This window comes from Buttiauxella ferragutiae (assembly GCF_022637515.1).
Classification (GTDB): Bacteria; Pseudomonadota; Gammaproteobacteria; order Enterobacterales; family Enterobacteriaceae; genus Buttiauxella; species Buttiauxella ferragutiae.
This window is the reverse complement of the sequence record NZ_CP093332.1, coordinates 3,535,114-3,560,503: the sequence shown is the minus strand read 5'-3', so window position 1 is coordinate 3,560,503 and position 25,390 is coordinate 3,535,114. Positions and strand designations below refer to the sequence as shown.

Genomic DNA, 25,390 nt, shown 5'->3' with positions numbered 1-25,390 from the left:
TTGTCATGTCATTAATTAGTATGCACGGTGCCTGGTTGTCGTTTAGCGACGCACCGTTATTAGATAACACCGAACTCCATATTGAAGAAAACGAACGCGTCTGTCTGGTTGGCCGTAACGGCGCAGGCAAATCCACGCTGATGAAGATCCTGAATCGTGAAGTTCCGTTGGATGACGGGCGCATGATTTACGAACAAGATCTGATCGTGGCGCGTTTGCAGCAAGATCCGCCGCGTAATGTCGCGGGAACGGTTTACGATTTCGTTGCTGAAGGCGTCGAAGAGCAGGCCGTGCATCTTAAGGCTTATCACGATATTTCTCATAAAGTGATGACCGATCCAAGCGACAAAAATCTCAATGAGATGGCGCGCATTCAGGAAATCCTCGATAACCAGAATCTCTGGCAGCTTGAAAGCCGTATCAATGAAGTGCTGCTGCAATTAGGCCTGGATGCCGATACCGAACTGTCTGCCTTGTCTGGCGGCTGGTTGCGTAAAGCCGCATTGGGCCGCGCATTGGTGAGTTCTCCGCGCGTGCTGCTGCTTGATGAACCGACTAACCACCTGGATATTGAAGCGATTGACTGGCTGGAAGGCTTCCTGAAAGAGTTCCAGGGCAGCATCGTGTTTATCTCCCACGACCGTTCATTCATCCGCAATATGGCTACCCGTATTGTCGATCTTGATCGTGGCAAACTGGTTTCCTATCCTGGCGATTACGATCAGTATTTGCTGGCAAAAGAAGAAGCGTTGCGCGTTGAAGATCTGCAAAACGCTGAGTTCGATCGCAAACTGGCGCAGGAAGAGGTCTGGATTCGTCAGGGCATTAAAGCGCGCCGTACCCGTAACGAAGGCCGTGTTCGTGCCTTGAAAGCGATGCGTAACGAACGCAGCGCACGTCGTGAAGTGCTGGGCAGCGCCAAAATGCAGGTCGAAGAAGCCGCTCGCTCCGGCAAAATCGTCTTTGAGATGGAAGATGTTTGCTACGCGATTGCTGAACGTGCTCTGGTTAAAGACTTCTCTGCTCAGGTTCAACGTAGCGATAAAATCGCGCTGGTGGGGCCAAACGGCTGCGGTAAAACCACACTGCTGAAACTGATGTTAGATCAGTTGCAAGCGGACAGCGGTCGCGTACATTGCGGTACCAAGCTGGAAGTGGCCTACTTCGACCAGCACCGTGCTGAGCTTGATCCGGACCGCACCGTGATGGATAACCTCGCGGAAGGTAAGCAAGAAGTGATGGTGAACGGTAAACCGCGCCATGTGCTGGGTTATTTGCAGGACTTCTTGTTCCATCCAAAACGTGCAATGACGCCAGTGCGTGCGTTATCTGGCGGTGAGCGTAACCGCTTATTGCTGGCTCGTTTATTCCTGAAACCAAGTAACTTATTGATTCTCGATGAACCGACCAACGATCTGGATGTCGAAACGCTCGAATTGCTCGAAGAGTTGATTGACGGCTATCAAGGCACCGTGATGTTGGTCAGCCACGATCGTCAATTCGTCGACAACACCGTGACCGAATGCTGGATTTTCGAAGGCGAAGGAAAAATTGGTCGCTATGTTGGGGGCTACCATGATGCGAAGGGCCAACAGGCTTCTGCTCATTCTTTGCGCCAGTCTGTGGCAGATAAAGCGCAAAACACCGTAGCTGCGAAAGTGGAAGTTGTTAAACGCGCAAGTAGCAAGCTAAGCTATAACCTGCAGCGTGAACTAGAGCAATTACCACAACGTCTTGAACAACTTGAGGCCGAACTGGAAGCGATTCAAGCGAAGGTCGGAGACCCTGAGTTTTTTAATCAGCCGCATGACGTCACGCAAAAAACCTTGAGCGACCTTTCTACAGCAGAAAAAGCACTGGAAGAGGCTTTTGAACGCTGGGAATATCTTGAAGCTCTGAAAAACGGCGCGTAACTCAAGGAGACACGATATGTGTGCCACGCATCACCATCGTTCACACATATTGTGTTCGCAATGCGACTTACTGGTCGCTCTGCCTGAATTAGACGACGGCCATAAGGCCGTCTGTCCTCGTTGTGGAACCACGTTGCAGACTCAGTGGTCCTCAGCGCGACAACGCCCTACAGCTTATTCGCTGGCAGCTCTGTTTATGTTGCTACTGGCGAATCTATTTCCCTTTATTAGCATGAAAGTTGCCGGTATCAGCAGCGAAGTGTCGCTGCTTGAAATTCCTGGCGTGTTATTTAATGAAGATTACGCAAGCCTTGGCATGTTCTTCATGGCTTTTGTGCAAGCGGTGCCCGTGCTCTGTCTGATCACCATTTTGTTACTGGTTAACCAGGTGGCGATGCCCCTTGCGCTTAAAAAGTGGCTGGCTCGATTCTTCTTTCATTTAAAATCCTGGGGAATGGCGGAAATCTTTCTTGCTGGCATCCTGGTGAGTTTCGTCAAACTGATGGCTTATGGTGACATTGGCGTAGGAAGCAGCTTTATTCCCTGGTGTTTGTTTTGTGTGTTGCAGTTACGCGCTTTCCAGTGCGTGGACCGGCGCTGGCTATGGGATGATATTGCCCCTGAACCGGTCATTGCGGCACCGCTGAAAGTCGGTGTATCAGGCATTCGCCAGGGGCTGCGCTCATGCCCGTGCTGTACCGCAATCGTCCCTGAAGATCAGGAAATTTGCCCGCGTTGTGAAACCAAGGGTTATGTGCGTCGTCGCCATAGTTTGCAATGGACAGTCGCTCTGTTGCTGACTTCAATTATGCTTTATCTACCTGCGAACATATTACCCATCATGATTACCGAAGTACTGGGCAGCAAAATTCCCTCAACGATTATTGCCGGGGTAATTTTGTTGTGGAGTGAAGGTTCTTATCCGGTGGCCGCGGTGATTTTCATCGCCAGTATTTTGGTTCCAACACTCAAAATGTTAGCCATTGCATGGCTATGTTGGGATGCAAAAGGTCACGGGCAGCGTGACAGTGAAAGAATGCACTTGATCTACGAAGTGGTCGAGTTTGTTGGACGCTGGTCAATGATAGACGTATTCGTCATTGCAGTTTTATCGGCGCTGGTGCGCATGGGAGGATTGATGAGTATCTACCCGGCAATTGGTGCCGTTATGTTTGCATTAGTAGTTATTTTGACAATGTTTGCAGCGATGACCTTTGACCCTCGCTTGTCCTGGGATCGCGCACCGGATTCAACTTACGAGGAGTCTTCTGAGCATGGAAAATAAAAGCGGGGAAGCAAAAGTTACCAAGGTCAAAAACTGGTCCCCAGTGTGGATTTTCCCTATCGTCACCGTACTTATTGGCGCATGGATCTTGTTCTATCACTATAGCCATCAGGGACCGGTCGTTACGCTAATTACCACCAATGCCGAGGGTATTGAAGGCGGGAAAACTACCATCAAAAGCCGAAGCGTGAATGTTGGCGTGGTGGAAAGTGCGGTGTTGTCAGATGACTTACTGCACGTCGAAATCACTGCACGTCTGAATTCCGGGATGGAAAAACTGCTGCATAAAGATTCGGCGTTTTGGGTGGTGAAACCGCAGGTCGGGCGTGAAGGTATTTCAGGGCTTGGAACTTTGCTTTCCGGCGCTTATATCGAGCTGCAACCGGGTACTAAAGGGGGAAAAAGCAGTAAGTATGACTTGCTGGATGCCCCGCCTCTGGCCCCACCTGATGCGAAGGGTATCCGCATTACGCTTGAGAGTAATAAGGCAGGGCAGCTTGCACCGGGCGATCCGGTACTGTTCCGCGGTTATCGCGTTGGGTCAGTGGAAACCAGTACTTTTGATGCGGCAAAACGTAGCATCAAATATCAACTCTTTATTAGTGCGCCTAACGATCGCCTGGTCACCACCAATGTGCGTTTCTGGAAAGACAGCGGTATTGCCGTTGATATGTCTTCCCAGGGGATGCGTGTGGAAATGGGCTCGCTTACCACGCTGTTTAGCGGCGGTGTGAGTTTTGATGTGCCAGAAGGTTGGGAGCTTGGCAAGGCCGCCGCACCTGGTAGCGAATACAAGCTATTTGACGACCAGAAAAGCACCCAGGATTCCTTGTATACCGATCACATTGATTACCTGATGTTCTTCAAAGATTCCGTCCGTGGCTTACAGCCAGGTGCACCTGTTGAGTTCCGTGGCATTCGTCTGGGAACCGTGGCGAAGGTGCCATTCTTTACCGCAGGTATGCGTCAGAAAATTAATGATGACTTCCGTATTCCGGTATTAATCCGCCTTGAGCCTGAACGTTTACAAAATCTCGTCGGTGATGATGTCCGAATTGAGGACAATATGGCATCGCTGATTAAACGCGGTTTGCGGGCCACGATGAAAACCGGCAGCCTGGTGACTGGCGCTCTGTTTATCGATCTTGATTTCAACCCTAAAGCTCCGCCGGTGACCGATTTGCCGACCTTTGATGGGTATCCAATCATTCCAACGATGAGCGGTGGTTTGGCGCAAATTCAACAACGTTTGCTGGAGACACTGGATAAGATTAATAACTTGCCATTGAATCCAATGATTGAAGAGACAACCAACTCGCTTGCTGAAAGCCAACGAACCATGAAGCGCTTGCAGCAGACGCTGGATAATCTGAATAAGATTACGTCGAATAAATCAATGCAATCGTTGCCTGAAGATATGCAGACAACGCTACGTGAGCTCAATCGCAGCATGCAGGGCTTCCAGCCAGGTTCTGCGGCTTACAACAAGATGGTGGCCGATATGCAGCGTCTTGATCAGGTGCTGCGCGAACTGCAACCTGTGTTGCGCACGTTGAACGATAAGAGCAATTCGCTGATCTTTGAAGCGAAGGATAAAAAAGATCCCCAGCCGAAGAGGGCACAATAATGAAAAAATGGCTTCCGATAGTTGCAGCTCTTGTTTTGACGGCCTGTAGCAGCGATCCGGGAAAGACGTATTATCAGCTACCTCAAAGCTCAACGCCTGCTATGCAGGCTGTGAGCCAGTCTGGCAGCCGTTTATTATGGGTGGAGCAAGTTGCGGTTCCTGACTACCTCGCCGGTAACGGCGTGGTTTATCAGACCAGCGATGTGCAATACGTGATTGCGACCAACAATTTGTGGGCAAGCCCGTTAGACCAGCAACTACGTAATACTCTGGTCAGTAATCTGAGCAGCGCATTGCCAGGTTGGGTGGTGGCTTCACAACCGCTCGGTAGCGTTCAGGATACGTTGAGTGTCAACGTGACGGGTTTCCACGGTCGTTATGATGGCAAGGTCATTGTGAGCGGTGAATGGTTGCTTAACCACGAAGGGCAGTTGACTAAACGGCCATTTCATCTTGAGTTAAAACAGCAAGCTGATGGTTATGATGCGATGGTGAAAACTTTAGCTCAGGCCTGGCAACAAGAAGCGCAAAGTATTGCCGGCCAGTTAACACGCATTAATTAATCACTTCAGTAGCACAAAAAAGCTGCGCCATTCGCTATCAACGCGGGCGCAGCTTTTCTTTTGGCATGAGCTCGTTACCAGTCATTGTTCACACTTTTTTCTCAAATCGCATCACATGTAGCTCACAAATATGACATTGGCGTGAATTTTGCGCATTGACGGTGGCGTGTTTTGGAGGTATTCGTTATATGTGGTTGCACGTTTTGTGGCCACTGTTTTCTTTCCACCAGATTAAAGAAATGAGGGAAACGAGGCATGAAGAGACAAAAACGAGATCGCCTGGAACGGGCTCATCAGCGTGGTTATCAAGCAGGTATCGTCGGACGCTCCAAAGAGATGTGTCCTTATCAGACACTGAATCAGAGGTCGTACTGGATGGGAGGCTGGCGAGAAGCCATGGAAGACAGGGCGGTTACCGCGTAATCACTGTCTCTTTAGAAAAAGAAACCTCCGCACAGCGGAGGTTTCGCGTTTATACCCGTCATCTTTCAAGCCGCAGGGGTGTTGGCTGCAACTTGAATGCTAACGGGTATAGAGGGCTAGAAAGCAGTGGTATCTTTGAACAGACCCACTTTCAGATCGGTAGCGGTGTAAATGACACGGCCATCAACCAGTACTTCACCATCTGCCAGGCCCATGATCAGGCGGCGATTGATGACGCGTTTGAAATGAATACGATAGGTAACTTTCTTCGCAGTTGGCAGAATCTGACCCGCGAGTTTAACTTCACCCACACCCAGAGCACGACCTTTACCTTCACCACCGAGCCAGCCCAGGTAGAAACCGACCAGCTGCCACATCGCATCAAGGCCCAGACAACCAGGCATTACCGGATCGCCGATAAAGTGGCAGCCAAAGAACCACAGATCAGGATTAATATCTAATTCTGCTTCAACGTAACCTTTATCGAAGTTACCACCGTCTTCGGTCATCTTGACCACGCGGTCCATCATCAGCATGGATGGCGCAGGTAACCGTGGGCCTTCAGCGCCAAACAGTTCTCCACGACCAGAGGCAAGAAGATCTTCTTTTGTATAGGATTCGCGTTTATCTACCATGTTTACAGTAAGCCTTTTTATAATGAAGCACGCATGTTAGCTAACACGTGTACGCTCAACAAGTCCGATCAGTTTGGTGTGAACCAGTTGAGCCAACGCAGTGGCCATGGATAACGGTGCCGAATATCTTGCGCCGATGCCTGAGCTATCCGCTCTTGTACCGCACGCATGAGCGTATTTTGCCCCTCACCATCCCAGGGCAGATTTGTTAATAATGGTAGCGCATCAGTGACATCGTCGATGGCCCAAATCGTGAATTGTCCTTGCTCCACAGCATCCAGAACATCCTGGTGCAGGCACAGGTGACGAATGTTGGACAGTGGGATTATCACGCCTTGCTTGCCGGTGAACTCACGTTCCTGGCAGATGCGGAAGAAACCTTCAATCTTCTCATTTAGGCCTCCAACCGGTTGTACGCGCCCGAACTGGTCGACTGAACCGGTTACTGCGATGTGCTGATAAATTGGCACATTCGCCAGCGCACTGATTAATGCGCACAGTTCCGCCATTGAGGCGCTGTCACCATCAACTTCACTATATGACTGTTCAAAAGTCAGAGATGCAGAGAAGGGGATTTGCTGATCGAGCTGCAATTCAGACATCAAAAATGCCTGCATGATCATCATGCCTTTCGCATGAATATTGCCACCCAATTCCGCTTTGCGCTCAACGTCAGTGAATTCACCATCACCCACATGAACGACGCAACTAATTCGAGAAGGCTCACCGAATGCGCGTGGATGACCCGGGAATTCTATCACTGACAATGCGTTAATTTGGCCAACCATCTCACCTTCGGTTTCAATCAGGATTTGCTCAAGCAGAATTTCATCCTGCATGCGCTCAGCCAGATAACCTTCACGCCATTCACGCTGCGCCAGCATTTGTGTCAGTTCAGCTGCGCCGAAGGTTTCGTCTTCAGTAAATGAGGCGACTTCGCGCAGTTGGCGGCCTATCCACGATGGACATAGCGGCAGTGTTTCCTGGTCACCCGTGTAGCGTACAGCTTCACGGATAAATGTAGTCCAGGCATCCGTAGCAGGTGCGGGTAGCGATTTAGATTTCGCAACGGCGTAAATCCACTGACACCACAATGCCATATCATCGGCGGAAGTAATTTGCAGGTTTTCTTCAAATTCGCTGTAGATTGCGCAGGTCGCCAGCTCTGGTTCCATATCCTGGAAGTCAGCCAGAGATTCACGTTCACCCACCAGGACCAATTTCAGGCTCAAGGGTAACGACGGGATGCTAACAGGCAACGGCCGTGTTTCGTCAGGTGAAATCCAGTCAAAGCGGCCCTGAATGACCATCTGCTTCAGACGTAGCCATAGCAACGGTTGTGCTAACACACTACGCAACGACAGCACCAGAATGCCACCGTTTGCCTGGTGAACTAAACCCGGAGTCAGTGTGATTTCCCCGGCAAACTGGCGAACACAGCCAAATAATTGCTCAGCTTCAATCCAGTCAGCTACGACGACCTCGGATTGACCAGCAAAATTGTCTTCAGCAGATTCAGCCGGGCGTAACGTGATACGCGAGCCTTCGATCAGATAATGTCCGCCGGTCAGTGTGACATCCGGAGACCAGCATTCGCGCGCTGCGTTAGCAATAAGATTAAGGTATTCGGCTTCTTCAGCGGCTTTTACCAGCATCAGATCGGCCGAGGCTACCGGTTGGCTGAGCTGCATCAGTCCATAAGTCAGACGAGGTTGCACAGCGGAGAAAGGGGCAGTTTCGGAATCATAAGGCTGTGCGAAAATTTCCTGATAACTTTCGGTATCAGGTACAAGAGCACGCCATTCAAGTCGATTAGTCGTCAAAGTCGCTATTTATTAATTAGATGTCAAAGGCGCGATTATACAAGAATAGGCGAAGCAGCACACGGTTTATGCGGAGCGGCAAGTTTACTTAGCTCACAGCTTTCATTTTTCAGGTAAGCGAAAATAAAAAAAACTGTTATTCTGAAATGAGTTACACGGTCACACTGAGACAACAATGAAATATCAACAGTTGGAAAATCTCGAGAGCGGCTGGAAGTGGAAGTATCTGGTTAAAAAACACCGTGAAGGCGAGCTTATCACGCGTTATATCGAGGCGAGTGCTGCGAAAGAAGCCGTTGATGAACTGCTACGCTTAGAAAATGAGCCTGTGCACGTGTTGAGCTGGATAGAGCAGCATATGAATCCAGAACTCCGCAACCGCATGAAACAAACTATCCGCGCACGTCGTAAACGGCACTTTAATGCCGAACATCAACATACGCGTAAAAAGTCCATCGACCTTGAGTATCTGGTCTGGCAGCGGTTAGCAGGGCTTGCTCATCGGCGAGGGTGCACTCTCTCAGAAACTATTGTGCAATTGATTGAAGATGCTGAGCGTAAAGAACAATACGCCAATCAGATGTCTTCTTTGAAACAAGATCTTCAGGCAATGCTCGGCAAATAATAGAGCGCAGTTGAGTTGATGCAGTGATTCATTTTGCTTTTCTGTTCCAGAACATTAAAAACAAAAAACCCCGCCGAAGCGGGGTTTTTTTATAACGGTAACTTATGCCGCAGGCTGAGTTACAACGTCTTTGATACCTTTAACTTCGATCTCTACGCGACGATCTGGAGCCAGGCAATCAATCAGTTTAGCTTTAGGAGCTACGTTATCACAGGTGCTGCCAGTAACTGGGTTAGATTCGCCCATACCGCGTGGGGAGATCTTGTTAGCTGGGATACCTTTAGAGATCAGGTAATCAACAACAGACTGTGCACGTTTGTCAGACAGTTTCTGGTTGTACTGGTCTGAACCGATACGGTCGGTGAAGCCCAGAACTACAACAGAACCATCTTTCGGGTCGAGGTTGCTCAACTGAGTATACAGTTGATCCAGTGCCTGCTGACCTTCTGGTTTCAGAGTTGCTTTGTTGAAGTTGAACAGAACATCAGACTTCAGAGTGAAGTGCTTAGTCTGTACTTCTGGAGCTGGAGCTGGAGCCGGAGCTACAACTGGAGCTGCATCATACTGGCCGAAACGGTAAGAAACACCCAGGCTCAGCATGCCGTTGTCTGGACGAGTACCAACGGTTTGCGCATCACCGATGTTGCTAACCCACTGGTAATCCAGGCGAGTTGCGATATCACGGGTGATTGCGTACTCAAGACCAACTGCTGCCAGCGGGGAAACGCCAGTGTCGTGTTCGCTGCGGGTAACGCCAGTAGAAGCGTAGTTACCTTTAGCGTCTGCACGCCATACCATACCACCCAGACGAGTGTAGATATCCAGATCGTCGTTGATTGGGTAGCTCAGTTTAGCAGCCAGTTGAACGCCTTGCGCTTTGAAAGCACCGTTATCAACGCTGCCCTTGTAAGGCATACGACCTAACCAGTCGTAACCCATTTCGAAACCAACGTACGGGTTAACCTGGTAACCACCGAATGCACCAGCACCCAGTTGGCTGCTGTGAGTTGGGCCATTGTTGTTCTGGAAACCGTTTCCGTAGAAACCGGTGTCGTGGAACTGGGACCAACCCAACTTACCACCTGCATACCAGGTGTTATCTTTCGGTGCGGCCTGCGCTACGGTAGCGAAGCCAGCCAGTGCCACTGCAATCGCGATAGCTGTCTTTTTCATTTTTTGCGCCTCATTATCATCCAAAAAGGCCATGAGCTTTAAAATCGCTCTAAAGCCCAGGGTTAAATCCTTCGCCCGAGTTTATGCTCACTTGTTACTCTACCGATCAATCGGTGTTATGGAAGAGCAACCCTGGCGAGCTAAAGTCTACAACGTAGTTGAAAACTTACAAGTGTGAAGTCCCTCAGGCATATGAAAAAAAACGATTTGAGTACACACTTTTTAACAACTTTGCGCGAAAAATAGGCTTCTTAAAACTGGCGGAATGCCGCCTGGAGCGGCTTGCAGCGGGGATTCTTCATAATTCACAATGAATTGTCAGCAGAGAAGAAAAAGTTCCAGGATTTCTCTTAAATTTACTTAATGATACAAACTAGAATGAATTTTTAGACCACTTCGTGGTCGACATCCTGTTTTTGAGGTACGAGTTGGACGCATAATAAAGCCAATTGCCTTACCCATTTCAGCTGCAGATGATAGCTGAAAATGCTCTTCGTCGGTCAATTCTTCCGGTAACCAACCAATAACAACACTGTAATTTCCTGTCTGCAATGCTTTTACCATAGCATCTACGGTAAAAAGTGGATCTAACTGGCTTACCTGCATCACTTTTGTCAGCGGAAGACCAGCTGACTGCACCCACTGACGACTCAATTTCTGTTGTGGCGTTAACCACAACTGCCAGCGAGATTGCTGACCAAGCTGTTGCAGCAAGGGCAGCAACACTAACTGTGTAATCCAGGGCTGATCTTCGCTGTAGATCACTTCACTGATCAACCCTTTAATGTTGTTACCTGCTGATGACTGAGCCAATGAAGACGCAGAACCTGGAACAGTGGCAACGTGAGTTAGAACGTTATGTGATTGCATAGTTAATCCCGCCTGATGGGTTACTGTATGAATATACAGTAATGCCAGTTCGGACAAAGATCAATCTAAATTTCGGAAAGCATATCGCAATTTCGACATGTAAATCTGCGGAAAGTAAGAATGTGATTGCCGTCGCTCATCATGTTACCTATTTTCATATTACTGGATGCAGTTACACATTGTGATGATATGTTATGGATTGATATTTAAGGATATATTCATGAAGAGCCGGTCTTATGCAAGGATTCATCAATCAAAAGAATATCTAGCGCCATTAGGTGATATAAATTATCGCTCGCTATTTGGTGGCTATAGTTTAACCGTCGAAAATGTGGTGTTTGCCATGGTTTCTGAGGGAGAATTGTATCTACGTGCCTGCGAACAATCGGAAGTTTACTTTGTTGCAAGAGCGTCAGAGTCTCTGGTTTATAACAAACGTGGACGAGCCATTGCGCTCAATTATTATCATGTCGATGAAGGACTGTGGCGTGATCGGCAAAAGCTGTTGCAGCTTTCAACCGATGCATTGTTTAGCGCTCGCCGTGAGAAATCTCGCCTGAAGGCGCAACAACGTCTCAAAGATTTACCTAATTTAACTCACAGCCTGGAAATGATGTTGTGGGAAGTCGGGATTGCTGACGTGCGCACCCTTCATGCTTATGGTGCAAAACGGTCGTGGATAAAACTGAGACATTTGAAGAAAGGGCTAGGGGTACAAGTCTTGTTGGCTTTAGCGGGGGCTATTTGTGGTGTTCATGAAGCCGCACTCCCGGCGGCAACGCGCCGGGAGTTGGTCGAGTGGGGGCATCTTTACGCGCAACGACACACCCGTTAAGTATGTTGCTGCGACACAAGTTGTTGGAGACGTGATATTTCTGGTAACAGCGCAACCAGCAGGCCAATTTGTTGAAGCACTAACGGCTCTTTGCTATCCGACTGTGGCTCAAGCGAGGTTATACGCTCAGTAAGCCCATGCAGCGCCTTGTGCACCCGTGCTTCATCGGCAGGCAAATGATGAAGGGCATCATCGACATAACACACCGCATCATCAAGCAGCAGTAAAATATCTTCGTTGGTCAGTTGTTCGCGGTGCGCACCTAACGCTGAAATATAGCTGTTAAATGTGTGATTTAGGCATAGCAAACGAAATGCAGTCTCTTGCATCTCTCGCGAAACGCGCGGCTCAGATGACATGTTGGACACCACAGATGCCAGTTCTGCATCTTTGTTATGTGCATCCCGGCGCGCGATTCGATATTCAACACGATTATCCCGGCCTTGATGGTATTGCTCAAGAATCGCATCCAGATAGCGGCAGTTCGCATTAAATGCGCGCTCAACAACCAATGGTAGTCGACGGAAACGCCAGTCCGGCCAGATGAAACTCACCGCAGCCCAGGCGATAGCACATCCCAGCAGCGTATCGAAGATACGAGGCATAGCGACTTCAAACCCTTCACCCAGCAAGTTGAAACACAACAACACCAGTAACGTGATAAACATGGTGGCATGTGCATATTGCACATTTCGAAAGGCAAAAAAGAGCACGCCAGTAATCACGATTAAGACAAGCTGGCCTTCAATTGACGGTACAAAGTACAACACCGGTAGCCCTATCGCCACACCCACTAAAGTACCGATGATACGCAATGCTAAACGTCGACGAGTGGCATTGTAGTTAGGCTGGCAGACAAACAGGCTGGTCAGCAGGATCCAATATCCATGTTTTAGCCCGGTAAACTGTATGAATGCGTAGCCGACGCAAAGCACTACCGACATACGAACCGCATGGCGAAATAACGCTGACTCCGGTGTTAAGTTGCGTTTCAGACGCTGCCAGACATCGCCAAAGCCGGTAATGCGATCATCCGCAAGGCGGTTTTCGATATCACTGTGTGGTGCGGCAAGAGCTTGCTCGGATTCAATTGTCGCTAATTGCGCATCAATGGCACGCAAATTACTCACCAGGAAGCCAAGCGCTTTTAATTCACCAGCCAGATATTGGTCGGCATTCAGTCTTTCAATCGCCGCATCAAGATGCGTAAACGCACGTTCAAAACGTGGGTCGTGTTGGTATTTCTCGCGTAATAAAATTGAGCGCGAAAGTTGCAAGCAAGCCTGGGACTGCATAGTTAGCAGTCGTTGAAAGCGGAACATAATATCGCTGTAGCGGAATTTATCGCGTAGTGCCTGGTACTGGATATGCGAAGAGCTCGCGCGCTCGTGAATGTCCTGCGCAACAAAATAGTAATGCAATGTACGACGTGTGCCGCGTTGTCCGCGATCTCCGCGTAAACGAGTCAAGAGTGAGCCTTTGGTCTGATTGAGCATCGTGACCAGTTGACTGTTGGCCATCGCAAGCTCAAGCATGGGGGCCTGGTTTTCTTCTTCAATGTCGGGGTCGAACAGCATGGCTTTGACCTCGAGATAACGTGCGAGACTTTCATAGCACCGCGCCAGGTTATCTTGAAGAGGCCGAATAGGGAAGATTAGATGCCCGGCAAGTGTCAGCACGTTGTACCAGATAGCGCCAGCCAACAGCAGTATTGGTTGTTGATACCAGTGCTCGTATAAAGAAATACCGAGCATGGTATAAATGGCGATAAGTAGCGCCCCGAAGGCAATGGTGGCGTAACGCTGGCCCAGTCCGCCCAACAGAATGAACCCGCTAGTGGAAACCATTAGCCCGATGCCAAAAAAGATTGGCCACGGGTACAACAACTCAACTGATGCTGAAGCAATAAAGAAACTAATCAAAGTAATCAGAAGATTACGCAAACGCCCGGTGAGCCGGTCATCCAGGTCTGCGAGTGCGGCGGCAACTACGCCGAGCGTTAAGGGGATAGTCAGCTTAACGTCACCCAGCCACCAGGGGAGGGCAGCAGTGCCCGTCAGTGCGATGAAAATACGCAGGTTATAGAGCCAGGTACTGTTCCAGGTATAGCGGCGCAGAATTGGACTAAGCATTAATACTCACTATCCTTGTCTGATTTACTGGAAACGACGACGGGCGTTTGCTTCACGTGCAGCCTGCGCAGTTTCAACGGAAACCACACGGCGGCCAACCGGCCAAAGCGCGATAGCAGCAATTTTGAAATTAGCGATTCCCACAGGAATGCCGATAATAGTGACGCATTGTGCAATCCCGGTGCAGATATGCAGCACACAGAGCCACCATCCGAAAAATACCAGCCAAACAATGTTCAGCAAGGTACCACCGGTATTCATGATGGCACTTTTGCTCTGCGGCTCGAGCTCATCAACATGAATGGCTTCGTTACCGTACGGTACGAAAGAGAGTTTGGTTATCTCCCAGCAGGAACGAGTCAGCGGAAGCGTGAAAATAAAAATGATACTGACAAGAGTGGCCAGCAACCAGGATAGGGTGGTCAAAAAACCGCCCAGTACAAAGTTCAAGATGTTAAGGACTGTACGCATAATCACTCTTCGTTGATATGAATGTAGACAAATGAATAACCACAACAATTGTAACGCGTTTTTACCCTGGAGCGTCATTCCTTCGGCGAGTAAACTTAACCACAACCTCTATTTTGGATCAGGCAAAGCGTAATGGAACTGAAAGCAACCTCCCTGGGCAAACATTTAGCACAACATCCCTATAATCGTGTGAGATTGCTGGCTGCTGGTGTCGAGGTAAAGGGCGAACGCCATGAATATCTTATTCCATTCAATCAGTTAATAGCCATTAATTGCAAGCGCGGCTTGGTGTGGGGGGAACTTGAGTTTGTCCTGCCTGATGACAAAGTGGTGCGTCTGCATGGGACTGAATGGAGCGAAACGCAGCGCTTTTATCATCATCTCAATGAGCTTTGGCAAAACTGGAGTGCCGAAATGAGCGAAGTTGCGGCTCAGGTTTTACGCCAGCAGCACGCTGAGATTACGCGCAGGATTCAGCAGGAAAAATGGTTCAGGCGCAGCGACATGCAGGCATTACAACAAAACGTGCGTGCTGCGTTTTCTGCATTACCTATGCCGCAAGCCCGGCTGGAAGATTTCGAAAATTGTCGTGAAATTTGGCTGCAGTGCAAAGCCTGGCTTGAACAAGGCGAGCAACGCCGACATCAACGCAATACCTCTTTCACCAATCACATGCTTGAAAAGTATGCTGATTTCTTCCAGAAAATAGAAAGCTCGCCACTGAATCCCTCTCAGGCTCGCGCCGTGGTTAATGGCGAAGATTCGTTATTAGTTCTGGCAGGAGCGGGAAGTGGAAAAACCTCTGTTCTGGTTGCTCGTGCAGGTTGGTTGTTGCAACGTGGCGAGGCCAGTGAAGATCAAATTTTATTGCTGGCATTTGGCCGCAAAGCCGCGCAGGAGATGGACGAGCGTATCGCTGAACGCCTCCAAACCGATGCGATTTCAGCCCGTACATTCCACGCATTAGCGCTGCATATTATTCAGCAAGGCAGCAAAAAGGTGCCACGTGTTAGCGAACTGGAATCTGATACCGATGCACGCCATCAATTGCTGATTGAAAGCTGGCAGCAACAATGCCGTGAGAAAAAAGCGCAGGCTAAAGGCTGGCGCGAGTGGCTGAGTGACGAGTTGCAATGGCATGTGCCGGAAGGTGAATACTGGAAGGATGAACGTTTAGCAAAACGCCTCGCCAGCCGCTTAGACAGATGGCTGGGATTAATGCGTATGCATGGGGGCTCTCAGGCTGAAATGATTGCCTCTGCGCCTGAGGATATTCGTGATGTGTTCGCTAAACGCATCAAGCTCATGGCTACGCTATTAAAAGCCTGGAAAACGGCGCTGAAGTCCGAAGAAGCGGTCGATTTTTCAGGTCTGATTCATCAGGCTGTGAATGTGCTGGAAAAAGGGCGTTTTATTAGCCCATGGAAGCATATTTTAGTTGATGAATTTCAGGACATCTCGCCTCAGCGAGCTGCATTGCTGGCGGCACTGAGAAAACAAAACTCGCATACTTCTTTGTATGCCGTGGGCGATGACTGGCAAGCGATTTATCGTTTCAGCGGTGCAGAAATGTCGCTGACGACCGCCTTTACTCAACATTTTGGTGAGGCGGACCAGTGTGCACTGGATACCACTTACCGCTTCAATGACCGCATCGGTGAAATCGCGAATCGATTCGTGCAGCAGAACCCGCATCAACTTGCTAAACCATTAAACAGCTTATCTAAAGGTGATAAAAAAGCTGTCACATTATTAGCCGATGACCAGCTTGAAGCGTTACTCGATAAGATGAGCGGATATGTACAGCCCCAACAGCGCATTCTGGTGCTGGCGCGTTACCATCATTTACGTCCGGTAATTCTGGAAAAGGCTGCGACGCGTTGGCCAAAACTGGCCATTGATTTCATGACTATTCACGCCAGTAAAGGGCAACAAGCTGATTATGTTGTGATACTGGGATTACAGCAGGGGAAAGATGGCTTCCCGGCTGTGGCGCGCGAATCGGTCATGGAAGAGGCGTTACTGCCACAACCAGAAGATTATCCGGATGCTGAAGAGCGGCGGTTACTGTATGTGGCGATGACGCGGGCCCGTCATCGTGTCTGGCTGTTATTCAACAAAAAAGAACCATCCAGTTTTGTTGATATCCTGAAACATCTTGGCGTGCCCGCTGCCAATCGGCCGTAGTTACTTCAGTCGCTCAGCCAAATAACGTGCATAGTCAGGGATCAAAATTTCTACTGACTGATTAAACCCCGGCGATTGAATAATAAAATCGGCGGTGGATAAGTTGGTAGCCACAGGAATGTTCCACACCGTCGCCAGACGCAGTAATGCTTTAACATCCGGGTCGTGTGGAACGGCATTCAACGGGTCCCAGAAGAAAATTAGCACATCAATTTTCCCTTCGGAAATCAATGCGCCCACCTGTTGATCGCCGCCCATTGGGCCGCTTAGCATGGCATTGACATCCAGACCGCTGCCGCGTTGGATCAGATTCCCGGTGGTACCGGTTGCGTACAGTACATGCTGGGCAAGTACTGCCTTGTGGCGTTCAACCCATTTTAACAACGCATCTTTGCAGTGATCGTGCGCGACCAGCGCGACATGCTTCTTTTCCGCCAGGGTGCGGCTCGTTAATTCCATTGGTTAATCCTGAGTAATTAATAATGCCTACAGCTTACTGGAAGCCACTGATGCTGCAAGAGAAGGGTGGTAAAAATGCGGGAACAGAAAGGTAATTATTGCTCAGGCTTATCTTTCACCCATTGTAAGAAACGGTCACGAGTGGGTTTGTCTGCTTGTAAAAACCAGTACTTGAGACGCTGTTCGGTTAATGTTTCTGACTGAGGCGGCGGTGTATCAAGTTCGGATGTGCGCGACAGCAATGTACTATCATCAGCCATCATCGTGGCGAATCCTTTTATTGACGCGACCTTCCCAGATTTGTTGTAAAACTGGGTATCTTGCTCGTAATCAATCCCTTGTGGCGTCACTTTTACTGGCAGGATATCAACTTTCAGAGGGATGACTGTGGCACCACCATCCAGTAACTGGAGATGCGGAGTACGGTCAAACTCATCACTTTCTTTATCATTTTCAATACGGGGTAAATTAAAATTGACCTGGCTGACCTCCTTAGTGTCGAAACTTACAACTAAAGGTGGGGATATATAAAGACGTTGTTCACGTGTGTTGGTACGAATATTCTTCTCAACGCGGAATACCAGTTGGTGCGGCCCGTTATCCAGCTCAAGACTATCAGCCCCTCTTAACAAAGAGCTTGAAACCTTTTTCCCATCAAGCACCAGCAAATCTACATCTGTGGACAAACGTAATGTTGTTGCCCGCAATTCAAGCGGCAAAAGAGAGATCCAACATATTGCGATAAAGAACACCGTTCTCATCAATTTCTCCTGCCATGGGTAAATGGGACTATCCCTTACTGAATGTATCAAAATTTTTCATAAGGATAGTTCATTAACATATAGACATATTTTCCAAAATTGCTCTACTACCTGTGTATGGGAAAGATGGTGAGTCAGTAGCGGATGGCATACACTTTTGATAACGAAGTCCCAGCGGAGAGTGTGATGAAACAGGCAGATATCGAAACTATTTTAAAAAGCACCCGAACAATTGCACTGGTGGGAGCCAGTGATAAACCAGATCGCCCAAGCTATCGGGTGATGGCATATTTGCTGGATCAAGGATACGAAGTGATTCCCGTGTCACCAAAAGTGGCCGGTAAAACGCTGTTGGGGCAGCAAGGCTATGGATCTCTTGCAGATATTCCACAGAAAGTGGATATGGTCGATGTCTTTAGAAATTCAGAGGCTGCGTGGGAAGTTGCGAGAGAAGCTATTGCTATCGGTGCAAAAACGTTGTGGATGCAGTTAGGCGTCATCAATGAGCAGGCTGCCGTGCTGGCACAGGATGCCGGTTTAAACGTGGTGATGGACAAATGCCCGGCAATTGAAATTCCTCGCTTAGGCCTGGCTAAATAATTAAAAAACCCCGCAATTGCGGGGTTTTTGCTAATTACGCAGGCGAGGTGCCTGAAGCTGTTGCCGTATCGAAGCCGCCAATTCATCCATTGACGGTTGTTCGGGATGCTCGTCTTGTGACTCCCCACTTAACTGGGCTTCAGCAAGATAGGTGTGCACTGCCTGGCCATCATCATCTTCCATTACTACATGATACCAGGGTGCACGACGGAGGGCATCATTGTCGGCCAGATCATCTTCTGCGGGTTCATCCAGAGAGTATTCTGGGTCGATATCGACCACCACTCCCAGATATCCCAGCAAAGAATGTCTTACTTGCTGGCCAATGCCGAATTTGCTGGCAATCATAGTCACCTCCTGAGAAACATTACCTGCAATTAATGTGCGGGCAACTTCCTGCTTTTCAAGTTACATGACGCGACAGGCAAACCCTTTCAGATACAACCCTTCCGGATAGGTGGCGATCACGGGGTGATCGGCGGCCTGACGGAACTGCTCTATAAATTGTACATCACGCCCGGCGTCTACGGCGGCATCGGCAATGATTTTCTGGAATAAATCTGTCGTCATTAAACCTGAGCAGGAGAACGTCATCAGAATGCCACCCGGATTCAACAACTGGATTGCCAGCATGTTGATATCTTTATAACCCCGGCAAGCGCCCATCAGCTGGTTCTTGTTTTCGACAAACTTAGGTGGGTCCATAATAATAACGTCGAACTTCTCACCCAGATCGCGGTATTTGCGCAGCAGTTTGAACACATCATCACGCACGAATTCGGCTTTGCTCAGGTCGAGTTTGTTCAGCTCAACGTTTTGCTTTGCAACATCCAGAGCATCCTGAGAGGTATCAACACTGACAACCTGCTGACATCCGCCCATCAGTGCGGAAACTGCAAAACCACCGGTATAAGAGAAGCAGTTCAACACACGCTTATCTTTCACATACTGGCGAGTCGCAAAGCGGCTGTCGCGCTGATCAAGGTAGTAACCAGTTTTATGGCCACCTTTAATATCAACCAGCAGCTTCATGCCATGTTCTTCGATTGGCAACAAGTCAGGTGGCAATTCACCGCTCACTGGGCCTTGCGTCAATTCCATGCCTTCTTTCTTACGCACCGCAACATCTGAGCGGTCATAGATAGCGCATTCTGGATAGAGATTTTGCAGTGCAGCGACCAGAGCAGGGCGTTGGTATTCTGCGCCAGCGGACAGCAATTGCAGTACAAGGAAATTACCGAAGCGGTCAATCGTCACACCTGGCAGGCCATCAGATTCGCCGGCAATCAAACGATAGCTGTCTAACCCATCGCGAGTCGCCAGCCATTCGCGCCACTGCTGCGCTTGCTGCAAACGGCGAGTGAAGAAGGCAATATCAATGTTTTCGTTGGCATCAAAAGTCCAGACGCGCGCACGGATTTGCGAAGAAGGAGAATAGGCGGCACGTGCCAACCATTTTCCCTGGCTGTCGACAACATCAATTGTTTCGCCGAGATTAGCTTTGCCTTCCATACGTGCGACGGCACCAGAAAACACCCACGGATGACGGCGCAATAACGATTTTTCGCGCCCTTTGGTTAACACTAAACGTACACTCATAATTTGCTATGCTTTCTTGCTAAGATTTGGGCGTCATTTTCCGGTTAACACCGGCTAAATGCAACGTAAGAACCCGAAACGGAGGAAGTTATGACCACAGTATGCACACTTGCCTGGGTCCACGGCCTGGTTCAGGGGGTTGGTTTTCGCTACAGCACACAACGTGAGGCACTAAAACTGGGTTTAACCGGTTATGCCCGTAACATGGATGATGGTAGCGTTGAGGTATTAGCCTGCGGTGATGCACCACAGGTTGAAAAACTTGTCGCGTGGCTAAAAGCAGGAGGGCCGCGCAGTGCCCGGGTTGATAAAGTGCTGACTGAGCCTCACCAACCCGACCGCCAATGGACAGACTTTAGTATTCGCTACTAAATACACTTCACCGGCTTTGGCAGACCGGCAATTTTTGTCGCCTGTTTGGCCGGCCCTTTCGGGAACAAACGGTATAGATAGCGGCTATTACCTTTCTCTTCGCCGAATTTATTCGCCATCGCTTTGACCAGCATACGAATAGCCGGAGAAGTATTAAATTCCAGGTAAAACTCACGTACGAAGCGCACTACTTCCCAGTGCTCTACTGCCAGCGTAATGCCTTCGTTTGCCGCAATCACTTCGGCAAGCGGCTCGCTCCACTCGTGGCTATTTTTCAGATAACCATCGGCATCGGTTTCGATTTCTCGGCCTTCAAACATCAACATAATTATTCTTTGCTCCAGACAAACTGGCCGCAGTGTAGCAAATTTTAAGGTGTCAGAAAAAATAAAGCCCCGCGATTAAGCGAGGCTTTATTGGCACCACAACCGATGATTAATCGCGGCTTGCGAAGCCCAGAATGCTCAACAGGCTGATAAAGATGTTGTACAGAGAAACATACAAGCTCACTGTTGCGCGAATATAGTTAGTTTCGCCACCACGAATGATGTTGCTGGTCTCAAACAAAATGGCGCCGGATGAGATCAGGATGAACACCGCGCTAATTGCCAGGTGCAGGGCAGGTAATTGCAGGAAGATATTCGCAACCATACCGACCAACACAACGACGACACCCGCCATCAGCATGCCGCCGAGGAAGGACATATCCTTACGGGTGGTCAGCACATACGCCGAACAGCTGAAGAATACCAACGCGGTACCACCCAACGCCATGCCAATCACATCGCCCATACCGGCGGAAATATATGAGTTAAGCATCGGCCCGAGGATATAACCCAGGAAGCCTGTGAACGCGAATGCTGCCAGAATGCCCGTTGGTTTATCAGCCAGACGGTAGGTTAAAAACATCAGACCATACATGCCGACCAGCGTCAAAATCAGGCCCGGAGATGGCAGCATCAACACGGTGCTGGCGGTTGCGGTAATCGCAGAAAATGCCAGCGTCAGGCTGAGCAGGAAATAGGTATTACGCAGTACCTTGTGGGTACTCAGCAGTGACGAACGGTCACGCGAGGAAGTAATTATGCGATCCATTCAGAAACTCTCTCTTATGGCAGGTGGTTATAGTGGCTGAGAATAATAGTCTCCTTTATTGCAAGAAAGCCCTTTTACCCATCTTTACCTTGCCTTATTTGCATAACAGACCGGACATGCGTCATAAAATTCACTTATATGTGGCTGAAAATTATTGCTTAAATTAATACTGTTGCTAAGAGTGTTAACCGTACCGTCGTTAATAACTCAAATAAGGCGTGTGTAATGAAAGCTAATAACCACAACATTTTTATAAAATCGATTATCGCTATTGGATTGGCTAGCGCAGTTTCTGGGGCGTGGGCCGCGAACGTACCCGCGGGTACGGAACTGGCTGCAAAACAAGAATTGGTGCGTAACAATGGCAGTGAACCTGCCTCGCTTGATCCTCATAAAGTCGAAAGTGACGTTGAATTTAACATCATTAGCGATTTTTTTGATGGGCTGGTGTCTGTGCGTAACGACGGTTCGATTGAGCCGAGACTAGCTGAACGATGGGAGGAGAAGGACAACACTATCTGGACGTTCCATCTTCGTCCCGGCCTTAAGTGGTCTAACGGTGAGCCGATAACCGCTGAAGATGTGGTCTGGAGTTGGCAGCGTTTGGTTGACCCGAAAACAGCATCACCTTATGCCAGTTATCCCGGTGGGATGCACATCGCCAACGCTGCGGATATCGCACTTGGAAAGCAGTCACCTGATACGCTGGGGGTTAAGGCTCTTGATGCCACCACGATACAAGTTACGCTGACTCAACCCACAGCTGCGTTTCTTGCCATGCTGGCGCACCCGTCTATGGTGCCTGTCGACAAAGCAGTGGTTGAGAAGATTGGTGATAAATGGACGCAGCCGGGTAATTTCGTCAGCAGCGGTGCTTATACACTGGCGCAATGGGTAGTGAACGAGAAAGTGATCGGCGAGCGTAACAAACAATACTGGGACGACAGCCACACAGTTATTAATAAAGTGACTTATTTGCCTATCGCTTCAGAAACGGCAGACATCAATCGTTATAAAGCAGGTGAGATTGATATTGTTTATACCTTATCGCAAACGCAATTTGGCTCGCTCAAAAAATCCATTCCAGACCAGGTTCATGTTACGCCGAAACTGGCGACCTACTATTACGAGTTCAACACCACTAAAGCCCCGTTCAATGACCCACGTGTACGTCGTGCGCTGAACATGGCGCTCGATAAAGACATCATCGCCGAGAAAGTTTTAGGGCAGGGGCAAACGCCTGCGTGGGTTGTCAGCCAGAAGAACATCGGCGGGGTGGAGATAAAATCTCCTGAATATGCGAGTTGGAGCCACGAGAAGCGCGTCGCTGAAGCCAAAAAACTACTGGAAGAGGCGGGATTCAATGCTTCACATCCGCTGAGCTTTAACTTGCTCTACAACACTTCAGAAAACCACAAACGGATTGCCATCGCCGTCAGTTCAATGTGGAGCAAAAATCTGGGCGTAGAAGCGAAGCTGCAAAACCAGGAATGGAAAACCATGCTTGATACTATGCACAACGGGACTTTCGACGTTGTGCGCTATGCGTGGGTAGCTGATTACGATGATGCCTCTACCTTCCTCAATACCTTCCGTACAGGTAATAGTGAGAACAACTCGAAATACAGCAACGCGCAGTACGATGAAGCACTGCTAAACGCGGCAAAAGCTAGCACCGTTGAGGAACGGGGTAAGTTCTATCAGCAAGCTGAGGACAAACTGGCGGAAGATGTGCCAGCCATTCCGGTTTATCACTATGTCTTAGCCCAGCTAGTGAAACCGTTTGTCGGCGGATACGCGCCAAACAACCGCGGTGTGTACTACACCAAAGATATGTACATCAAAAAACACTAAAACCCATTTCATTGCGGGACGCCGATCTCGCAATGATTTGTGATGTTAAACTAATCAAATTGTTGGAGTTTCACTCAAACAACACAGGTTTGGTGATTTATCAGGCGAACGAACAAAATCGTGCTTTACAGGAAGTATCGGGATGTTTATAGTTCGCCTCGTTGGAAGCGTGGCCGAGTGGTTGAAGGCACCGGTCTTGAAAACCGGCGATCCGAAAGGGTTCTAGAGTTCGAATCTCTACGCTTCCACCAACATTCAAGCCCTAGCTTAGAAATAAGCTGGGGCTTTTTCGTTTCTGCTTGTTTGCTTCTGGTTGTCGATGTTTCACGCAAATAAACCAGATTTGATGATTTTTCAGGCGAACGAACAAAATCGCACTTTACAGAAAGTATCGGGATGTTTATAGTTCGCCTCGTTGGAAGCGTGGCCGAGTGGTTGAAGGCACCGGTCTTGAAAACCGGCGATCCGAAAGGGTTCTAGAGTTCGAATCTCTACGCTTCCACCAACATTCGAAGGGGTTGCCGAAAGGCGACCCCTTTTTGCTTTTATATTGTTTTACCCGTCGGTGATCACAACAACATTAGTTTTCAACTAACTGGACAACGATAAGTCGGCCACCTTCTTCCTGGCTAAGAACAAATTGCTTACCGTCTGTTAATTCAAGTTTATCCCCAATCGCCACAACCTTTTTATCTGGCAACGACAATAGCCCGGAAATTCCTTCGTTTACCAACCACCACTGCTGATTATGAAAAACGAAATAGCCTACACGCTTTTTCTGAGCTTCGGTCGTGCGTTCGTTAGGGGCAACAAGTCTGTTCACGTGCCATGCGAAAAGTGACTGTCCATCCCAAACCATTAAACGATGATCGTCCGGGCGATAACTGCCCGCTTTCCGGGAAGAGTACAAATTCAAAATCGGTAATTTCCCCTTATAGGCAGTGCCGCAATACGGACATACCGGTTTTGTTTTACCGGAGAAAACATACCATTTTTGTTCGCAGCTTTTGTTCTGACAGGGTTGGATGAGATCAACAGTCTTCACCAATGCAGTTTCCCACTCATCAGCAGTAGGACGAGCAGAAGGGGTATGCAGCCCATCAATGAATGCTTTCTCGAATAGCGGCGTCAGATAAGGTCCCATAATGTTGTAAGGGATCTTTTGGGGATCAGCCCAGGGTAATGAAAAAGGACTCACTTGATTGAGTTTTACGCTGTTACTTTTATCGGTAGGATGCTCAATAAATAGGGCTTTCTCACCCATTGAAAGTGACTCATCGCGCATCTCGTCATCCATGTCGTGGATTTTCCCACCACGCAGAGGGTGTCGATAAAACAAATACATGTAGATCAGCACTGACAGAGCATGGCGATCGGTTGAAATACTCGGCAGAAACCTTGCTGGATCGTCTTTCTGTAAATGGCTCGTTTTTACCACTTCCGGCGCGATAAAATCCGGTGTGCCGACCACATCAGGTGGATATTTACCGGGCACCACGAGACCATCAATATCAATAATGCAGGCATGTCCCTGTTCCGGGTCAATCAGAACATTTTTATAGCTCAGATCACTGTGGCAGAGTCCGGCCGCATGCATTCTCCTGACGGCTCTTGTCAGTAAAAGGCACACTTTTAGGTAGCTGAGCAAATTACCGCGTTCACGAGGATCTAAAAATTTGTTCTGATTATTTGCACTTGCGAACCATTTGCCTTCTTTTTCACGCCCCTTGATGCCAAGGAAATCGTTATTTTTTGAACCAAACTTAAAGAAAAAATGGTTTCGATAAGTCGGCACCACGACACCAATTTTACCTTCGTGTTCCACAACATGGGTTGGCCAGCAGAATAACTCTTTCCAGTAGTCTCCTCCTGATTGTTCAAAAATACTTTGTCGATACCGGCCAGTAATCATATCGATACGTTCTCTGGCCTGCCCGATTTGCGATTTTTTGTAAAAGGCGACGACATATGACTTGTCTGGGGAGAAGTACACGTCCTTCATCCCACCGGATCCAATAATTTCATCGACAAACTGGACGGTTTCACCATCCTTTGTCACACAAGTAATAATATTTGCCATTAATAACC

Annotated in this window: 24 protein-coding genes and 2 tRNA genes; 13 read left to right on the top strand and 13 right to left on the bottom strand. The window is 48.7% G+C overall.

The annotated features are described in order from the left end of the window. The first annotated feature begins 5 nt into the window (after positions 1–5). From MNO13_RS16525 to rmf, 5 genes are all read left to right on the top strand, one after another. Positions 6–1,913: an ABC transporter ATP-binding protein gene (locus MNO13_RS16525; protein WP_064548170.1), complete on the top strand. Its 1,908-nt coding sequence runs from the start codon at positions 6–8 to the stop codon at positions 1,911–1,913. 16 nt (positions 1,914–1,929) lie between these two features. Continuing rightward, on the top strand, positions 1,930–3,198 hold the full coding sequence (pqiA, locus tag MNO13_RS16520) for a membrane integrity-associated transporter subunit PqiA (protein WP_064548167.1): 1,269 nt from the start codon (positions 1,930–1,932) through the stop codon (positions 3,196–3,198). Next, a complete protein-coding gene (gene pqiB, locus MNO13_RS16515) occupies positions 3,188–4,825 on the top strand; it encodes an intermembrane transport protein PqiB (RefSeq protein WP_121813939.1) in 1,638 nt (545 codons plus the stop codon). The genes pqiA and pqiB overlap by 11 nt, the downstream gene beginning before the upstream one ends. Then, entirely contained in the window at positions 4,825–5,388 is a 564-nt protein-coding gene (pqiC, locus tag MNO13_RS16510) for a membrane integrity-associated transporter subunit PqiC (RefSeq protein ID WP_133522509.1), read from the top strand. The genes pqiB and pqiC overlap by 1 nt, the downstream gene beginning before the upstream one ends. A 255-nt stretch (positions 5,389–5,643) precedes the next feature. Further along, positions 5,644–5,811, top strand: a complete 168-nt coding sequence (gene rmf, locus MNO13_RS16505; RefSeq protein ID WP_034456319.1) for a ribosome modulation factor — start codon at positions 5,644–5,646, stop codon at positions 5,809–5,811. A gap of 116 nt (positions 5,812–5,927) precedes the next feature. Here the strand turns inward: rmf and fabA are convergent, their stop codons facing one another. Together fabA and MNO13_RS16495 are read right to left on the bottom strand one after the other, a co-directional pair. Further along, the gene (fabA, locus tag MNO13_RS16500; protein WP_034456318.1) at positions 5,928–6,446 is read right to left on the bottom strand and encodes a bifunctional 3-hydroxydecanoyl-ACP dehydratase/trans-2-decenoyl-ACP isomerase; all 519 of its coding nucleotides are present in this window, start codon (positions 6,444–6,446) and stop codon (positions 5,928–5,930) included. 68 nt (positions 6,447–6,514) lie between these two features. Next, on the bottom strand, positions 6,515–8,269 hold the full coding sequence (locus MNO13_RS16495; protein WP_064548162.1) for an AAA family ATPase: 1,755 nt from the start codon (positions 8,267–8,269) through the stop codon (positions 6,515–6,517). 175 nt (positions 8,270–8,444) lie between these two features. Between MNO13_RS16495 and matP the strand changes: the two genes are divergently transcribed. After that, a complete protein-coding gene (gene matP, locus MNO13_RS16490) occupies positions 8,445–8,894 on the top strand; it encodes a macrodomain Ter protein MatP (protein WP_064548160.1) in 450 nt (149 codons plus the stop codon). A 102-nt stretch (positions 8,895–8,996) separates the two neighbouring features. On the opposite strand, the gene ompA is transcribed toward matP, so the two are convergent. Continuing rightward, positions 8,997–10,067, bottom strand: coding sequence for a porin OmpA (gene ompA / locus MNO13_RS16485; RefSeq protein ID WP_121815658.1), 1,071 nt, complete (start codon positions 10,065–10,067; stop codon positions 8,997–8,999). A gap of 360 nt (positions 10,068–10,427) precedes the next feature. Next, positions 10,428–10,937 (bottom strand): SOS-induced cell division inhibitor SulA, encoded by a 510-nt coding sequence (sulA, locus tag MNO13_RS16480; RefSeq protein ID WP_064548157.1) that lies wholly within the window; start codon positions 10,935–10,937, stop codon positions 10,428–10,430. A gap of 220 nt (positions 10,938–11,157) precedes the next feature. Between sulA and MNO13_RS16475 the strand changes: the two genes are divergently transcribed. Continuing rightward, positions 11,158–11,772: a TfoX/Sxy family DNA transformation protein gene (locus MNO13_RS16475; RefSeq protein ID WP_064548155.1), complete on the top strand. Its 615-nt coding sequence runs from the start codon at positions 11,158–11,160 to the stop codon at positions 11,770–11,772. Here the strand turns inward: MNO13_RS16475 and yccS are convergent. After that, a complete protein-coding gene (gene yccS / locus MNO13_RS16470; RefSeq protein WP_133522512.1) occupies positions 11,769–13,904 on the bottom strand; it encodes a YccS family putative transporter in 2,136 nt (711 codons plus the stop codon). The genes MNO13_RS16475 and yccS overlap by 4 nt on opposite strands. Before the next feature lie 24 nt (positions 13,905–13,928). Beyond that, positions 13,929–14,375, bottom strand: coding sequence for a YccF domain-containing protein (locus MNO13_RS16465; protein ID WP_064548151.1), 447 nt, complete (start codon positions 14,373–14,375; stop codon positions 13,929–13,931). Between the two features lie 132 nt (positions 14,376–14,507). Between MNO13_RS16465 and helD the strand changes: the two genes are divergently transcribed. Continuing rightward, entirely contained in the window at positions 14,508–16,562 is a 2,055-nt protein-coding gene (gene helD / locus MNO13_RS16460) for a DNA helicase IV (protein ID WP_241939023.1), read from the top strand. Here helD and mgsA read toward each other — a convergent pair whose 3' ends face one another. After that, the gene (gene mgsA, locus MNO13_RS16455) at positions 16,563–17,021 is read right to left on the bottom strand and encodes a methylglyoxal synthase (RefSeq protein ID WP_064548147.1); all 459 of its coding nucleotides are present in this window, start codon (positions 17,019–17,021) and stop codon (positions 16,563–16,565) included. It abuts the gene before it with no gap. Between the two features lie 95 nt (positions 17,022–17,116). Next, the gene (gene csgI, locus MNO13_RS16450) at positions 17,117–17,782 is read right to left on the bottom strand and encodes a curli synthesis inhibitor (RefSeq protein ID WP_121813934.1); all 666 of its coding nucleotides are present in this window, start codon (positions 17,780–17,782) and stop codon (positions 17,117–17,119) included. Positions 17,783–17,968: 186 nt separating this feature from the next. On the opposite strand from csgI, the gene MNO13_RS16445 reads away from it, so the two are divergent. Beyond that, positions 17,969–18,382 (top strand): CoA-binding protein, encoded by a 414-nt coding sequence (locus MNO13_RS16445; RefSeq protein WP_121813933.1) that lies wholly within the window; start codon positions 17,969–17,971, stop codon positions 18,380–18,382. 30 nt (positions 18,383–18,412) lie between these two features. Here the strand turns inward: MNO13_RS16445 and hspQ are convergent, their stop codons facing one another. Next, the gene (hspQ, locus tag MNO13_RS16440) at positions 18,413–18,730 is read right to left on the bottom strand and encodes a heat shock protein HspQ (RefSeq protein WP_064548144.1); all 318 of its coding nucleotides are present in this window, start codon (positions 18,728–18,730) and stop codon (positions 18,413–18,415) included. A 60-nt stretch (positions 18,731–18,790) separates the two neighbouring features. Beyond that, complete coding sequence (gene rlmI / locus MNO13_RS16435) at positions 18,791–19,981, bottom strand: 23S rRNA (cytosine(1962)-C(5))-methyltransferase RlmI (RefSeq protein WP_064548142.1); 1,191 nt, start codon at positions 19,979–19,981, stop codon at positions 18,791–18,793. A gap of 90 nt (positions 19,982–20,071) precedes the next feature. On the opposite strand from rlmI, the gene yccX reads away from it, so the two are divergent. Then, positions 20,072–20,353, top strand: a complete 282-nt coding sequence (gene yccX, locus MNO13_RS16430; protein WP_064548140.1) for an acylphosphatase — start codon at positions 20,072–20,074, stop codon at positions 20,351–20,353. Here yccX and tusE read toward each other — a convergent pair. Together tusE and yccA are read right to left on the bottom strand one after the other, a co-directional pair. Further along, the gene (gene tusE / locus MNO13_RS16425) at positions 20,350–20,679 is read right to left on the bottom strand and encodes a sulfurtransferase TusE (RefSeq protein WP_064548138.1); all 330 of its coding nucleotides are present in this window, start codon (positions 20,677–20,679) and stop codon (positions 20,350–20,352) included. The genes yccX and tusE overlap by 4 nt on opposite strands. Before the next feature lie 109 nt (positions 20,680–20,788). Further along, positions 20,789–21,448 carry an FtsH protease modulator YccA gene (gene yccA, locus MNO13_RS16420; protein ID WP_121813931.1) on the bottom strand — a complete coding sequence of 220 codons (660 nt, stop codon included), beginning with the start codon at positions 21,446–21,448 and terminating at the stop codon, positions 20,789–20,791. Positions 21,449–21,673: 225 nt separating this feature from the next. On the opposite strand from yccA, the gene MNO13_RS16415 reads away from it, so the two are divergent. The 3 genes from MNO13_RS16415 (at position 21,674) to MNO13_RS16405 (ending at position 23,807) form a co-directional block, all read left to right on the top strand. Next, a complete protein-coding gene (locus tag MNO13_RS16415) occupies positions 21,674–23,302 on the top strand; it encodes an ABC transporter substrate-binding protein (RefSeq protein ID WP_064548134.1) in 1,629 nt (542 codons plus the stop codon). Positions 23,303–23,465: 163 nt separating this feature from the next. Next, positions 23,466–23,553, top strand: a tRNA-Ser gene (locus MNO13_RS16410). A gap of 166 nt (positions 23,554–23,719) precedes the next feature. Then, positions 23,720–23,807 (top strand) — tRNA-Ser (locus MNO13_RS16405). A gap of 75 nt (positions 23,808–23,882) precedes the next feature. Here the strand turns inward: MNO13_RS16405 and MNO13_RS16400 are convergent. Then, on the bottom strand, positions 23,883–25,382 hold the full coding sequence (locus MNO13_RS16400; RefSeq protein WP_064548132.1) for a helix-hairpin-helix domain-containing protein: 1,500 nt from the start codon (positions 25,380–25,382) through the stop codon (positions 23,883–23,885). Between the last annotated feature and the right edge of the window lie 8 nt (positions 25,383–25,390).

Coding starts and splice junctions, on each gene's coding strand:
- MNO13_RS16465 (WP_064548151.1), bottom strand. CDS start 14,375: ATGCGTACAGTCCTTAACATCTTGAACTTTGTACTGGGCGGTTTTTTG.
- MNO13_RS16445 (WP_121813933.1), top strand. CDS start 17,969: ATGAAACAGGCAGATATCGAAACTATTTTAAAAAGCACCCGAACAATT.
- sulA (WP_064548157.1), bottom strand. CDS start 10,937: ATGCAATCACATAACGTTCTAACTCACGTTGCCACTGTTCCAGGTTCT.
- fabA (WP_034456318.1), bottom strand. CDS start 6,446: ATGGTAGATAAACGCGAATCCTATACAAAAGAAGATCTTCTTGCCTCT.
- rlmI (WP_064548142.1), bottom strand. CDS start 19,981: ATGAGTGTACGTTTAGTGTTAACCAAAGGGCGCGAAAAATCGTTATTG.
- yccX (WP_064548140.1), top strand. CDS start 20,072: ATGACCACAGTATGCACACTTGCCTGGGTCCACGGCCTGGTTCAGGGG.
- matP (WP_064548160.1), top strand. CDS start 8,445: ATGAAATATCAACAGTTGGAAAATCTCGAGAGCGGCTGGAAGTGGAAG.
- MNO13_RS16525 (WP_064548170.1), top strand. CDS start 6: ATGTCATTAATTAGTATGCACGGTGCCTGGTTGTCGTTTAGCGACGCA.
- helD (WP_241939023.1), top strand. CDS start 14,508: ATGGAACTGAAAGCAACCTCCCTGGGCAAACATTTAGCACAACATCCC.
- tusE (WP_064548138.1), bottom strand. CDS start 20,679: ATGTTGATGTTTGAAGGCCGAGAAATCGAAACCGATGCCGATGGTTAT.
- ompA (WP_121815658.1), bottom strand. CDS start 10,067: ATGAAAAAGACAGCTATCGCGATTGCAGTGGCACTGGCTGGCTTCGCT.
- MNO13_RS16400 (WP_064548132.1), bottom strand. CDS start 25,382: ATGGCAAATATTATTACTTGTGTGACAAAGGATGGTGAAACCGTCCAG.
- MNO13_RS16475 (WP_064548155.1), top strand. CDS start 11,158: ATGAAGAGCCGGTCTTATGCAAGGATTCATCAATCAAAAGAATATCTA.
- yccS (WP_133522512.1), bottom strand. CDS start 13,904: ATGCTTAGTCCAATTCTGCGCCGCTATACCTGGAACAGTACCTGGCTC.
- yccA (WP_121813931.1), bottom strand. CDS start 21,448: ATGGATCGCATAATTACTTCCTCGCGTGACCGTTCGTCACTGCTGAGT.
- pqiA (WP_064548167.1), top strand. CDS start 1,930: ATGTGTGCCACGCATCACCATCGTTCACACATATTGTGTTCGCAATGC.
- pqiC (WP_133522509.1), top strand. CDS start 4,825: ATGAAAAAATGGCTTCCGATAGTTGCAGCTCTTGTTTTGACGGCCTGT.
- rmf (WP_034456319.1), top strand. CDS start 5,644: ATGAAGAGACAAAAACGAGATCGCCTGGAACGGGCTCATCAGCGTGGT.
- pqiB (WP_121813939.1), top strand. CDS start 3,188: ATGGAAAATAAAAGCGGGGAAGCAAAAGTTACCAAGGTCAAAAACTGG.
- csgI (WP_121813934.1), bottom strand. CDS start 17,782: ATGAGAACGGTGTTCTTTATCGCAATATGTTGGATCTCTCTTTTGCCG.
- mgsA (WP_064548147.1), bottom strand. CDS start 17,021: ATGGAATTAACGAGCCGCACCCTGGCGGAAAAGAAGCATGTCGCGCTG.
- hspQ (WP_064548144.1), bottom strand. CDS start 18,730: ATGATTGCCAGCAAATTCGGCATTGGCCAGCAAGTAAGACATTCTTTG.
- MNO13_RS16415 (WP_064548134.1), top strand. CDS start 21,674: ATGAAAGCTAATAACCACAACATTTTTATAAAATCGATTATCGCTATT.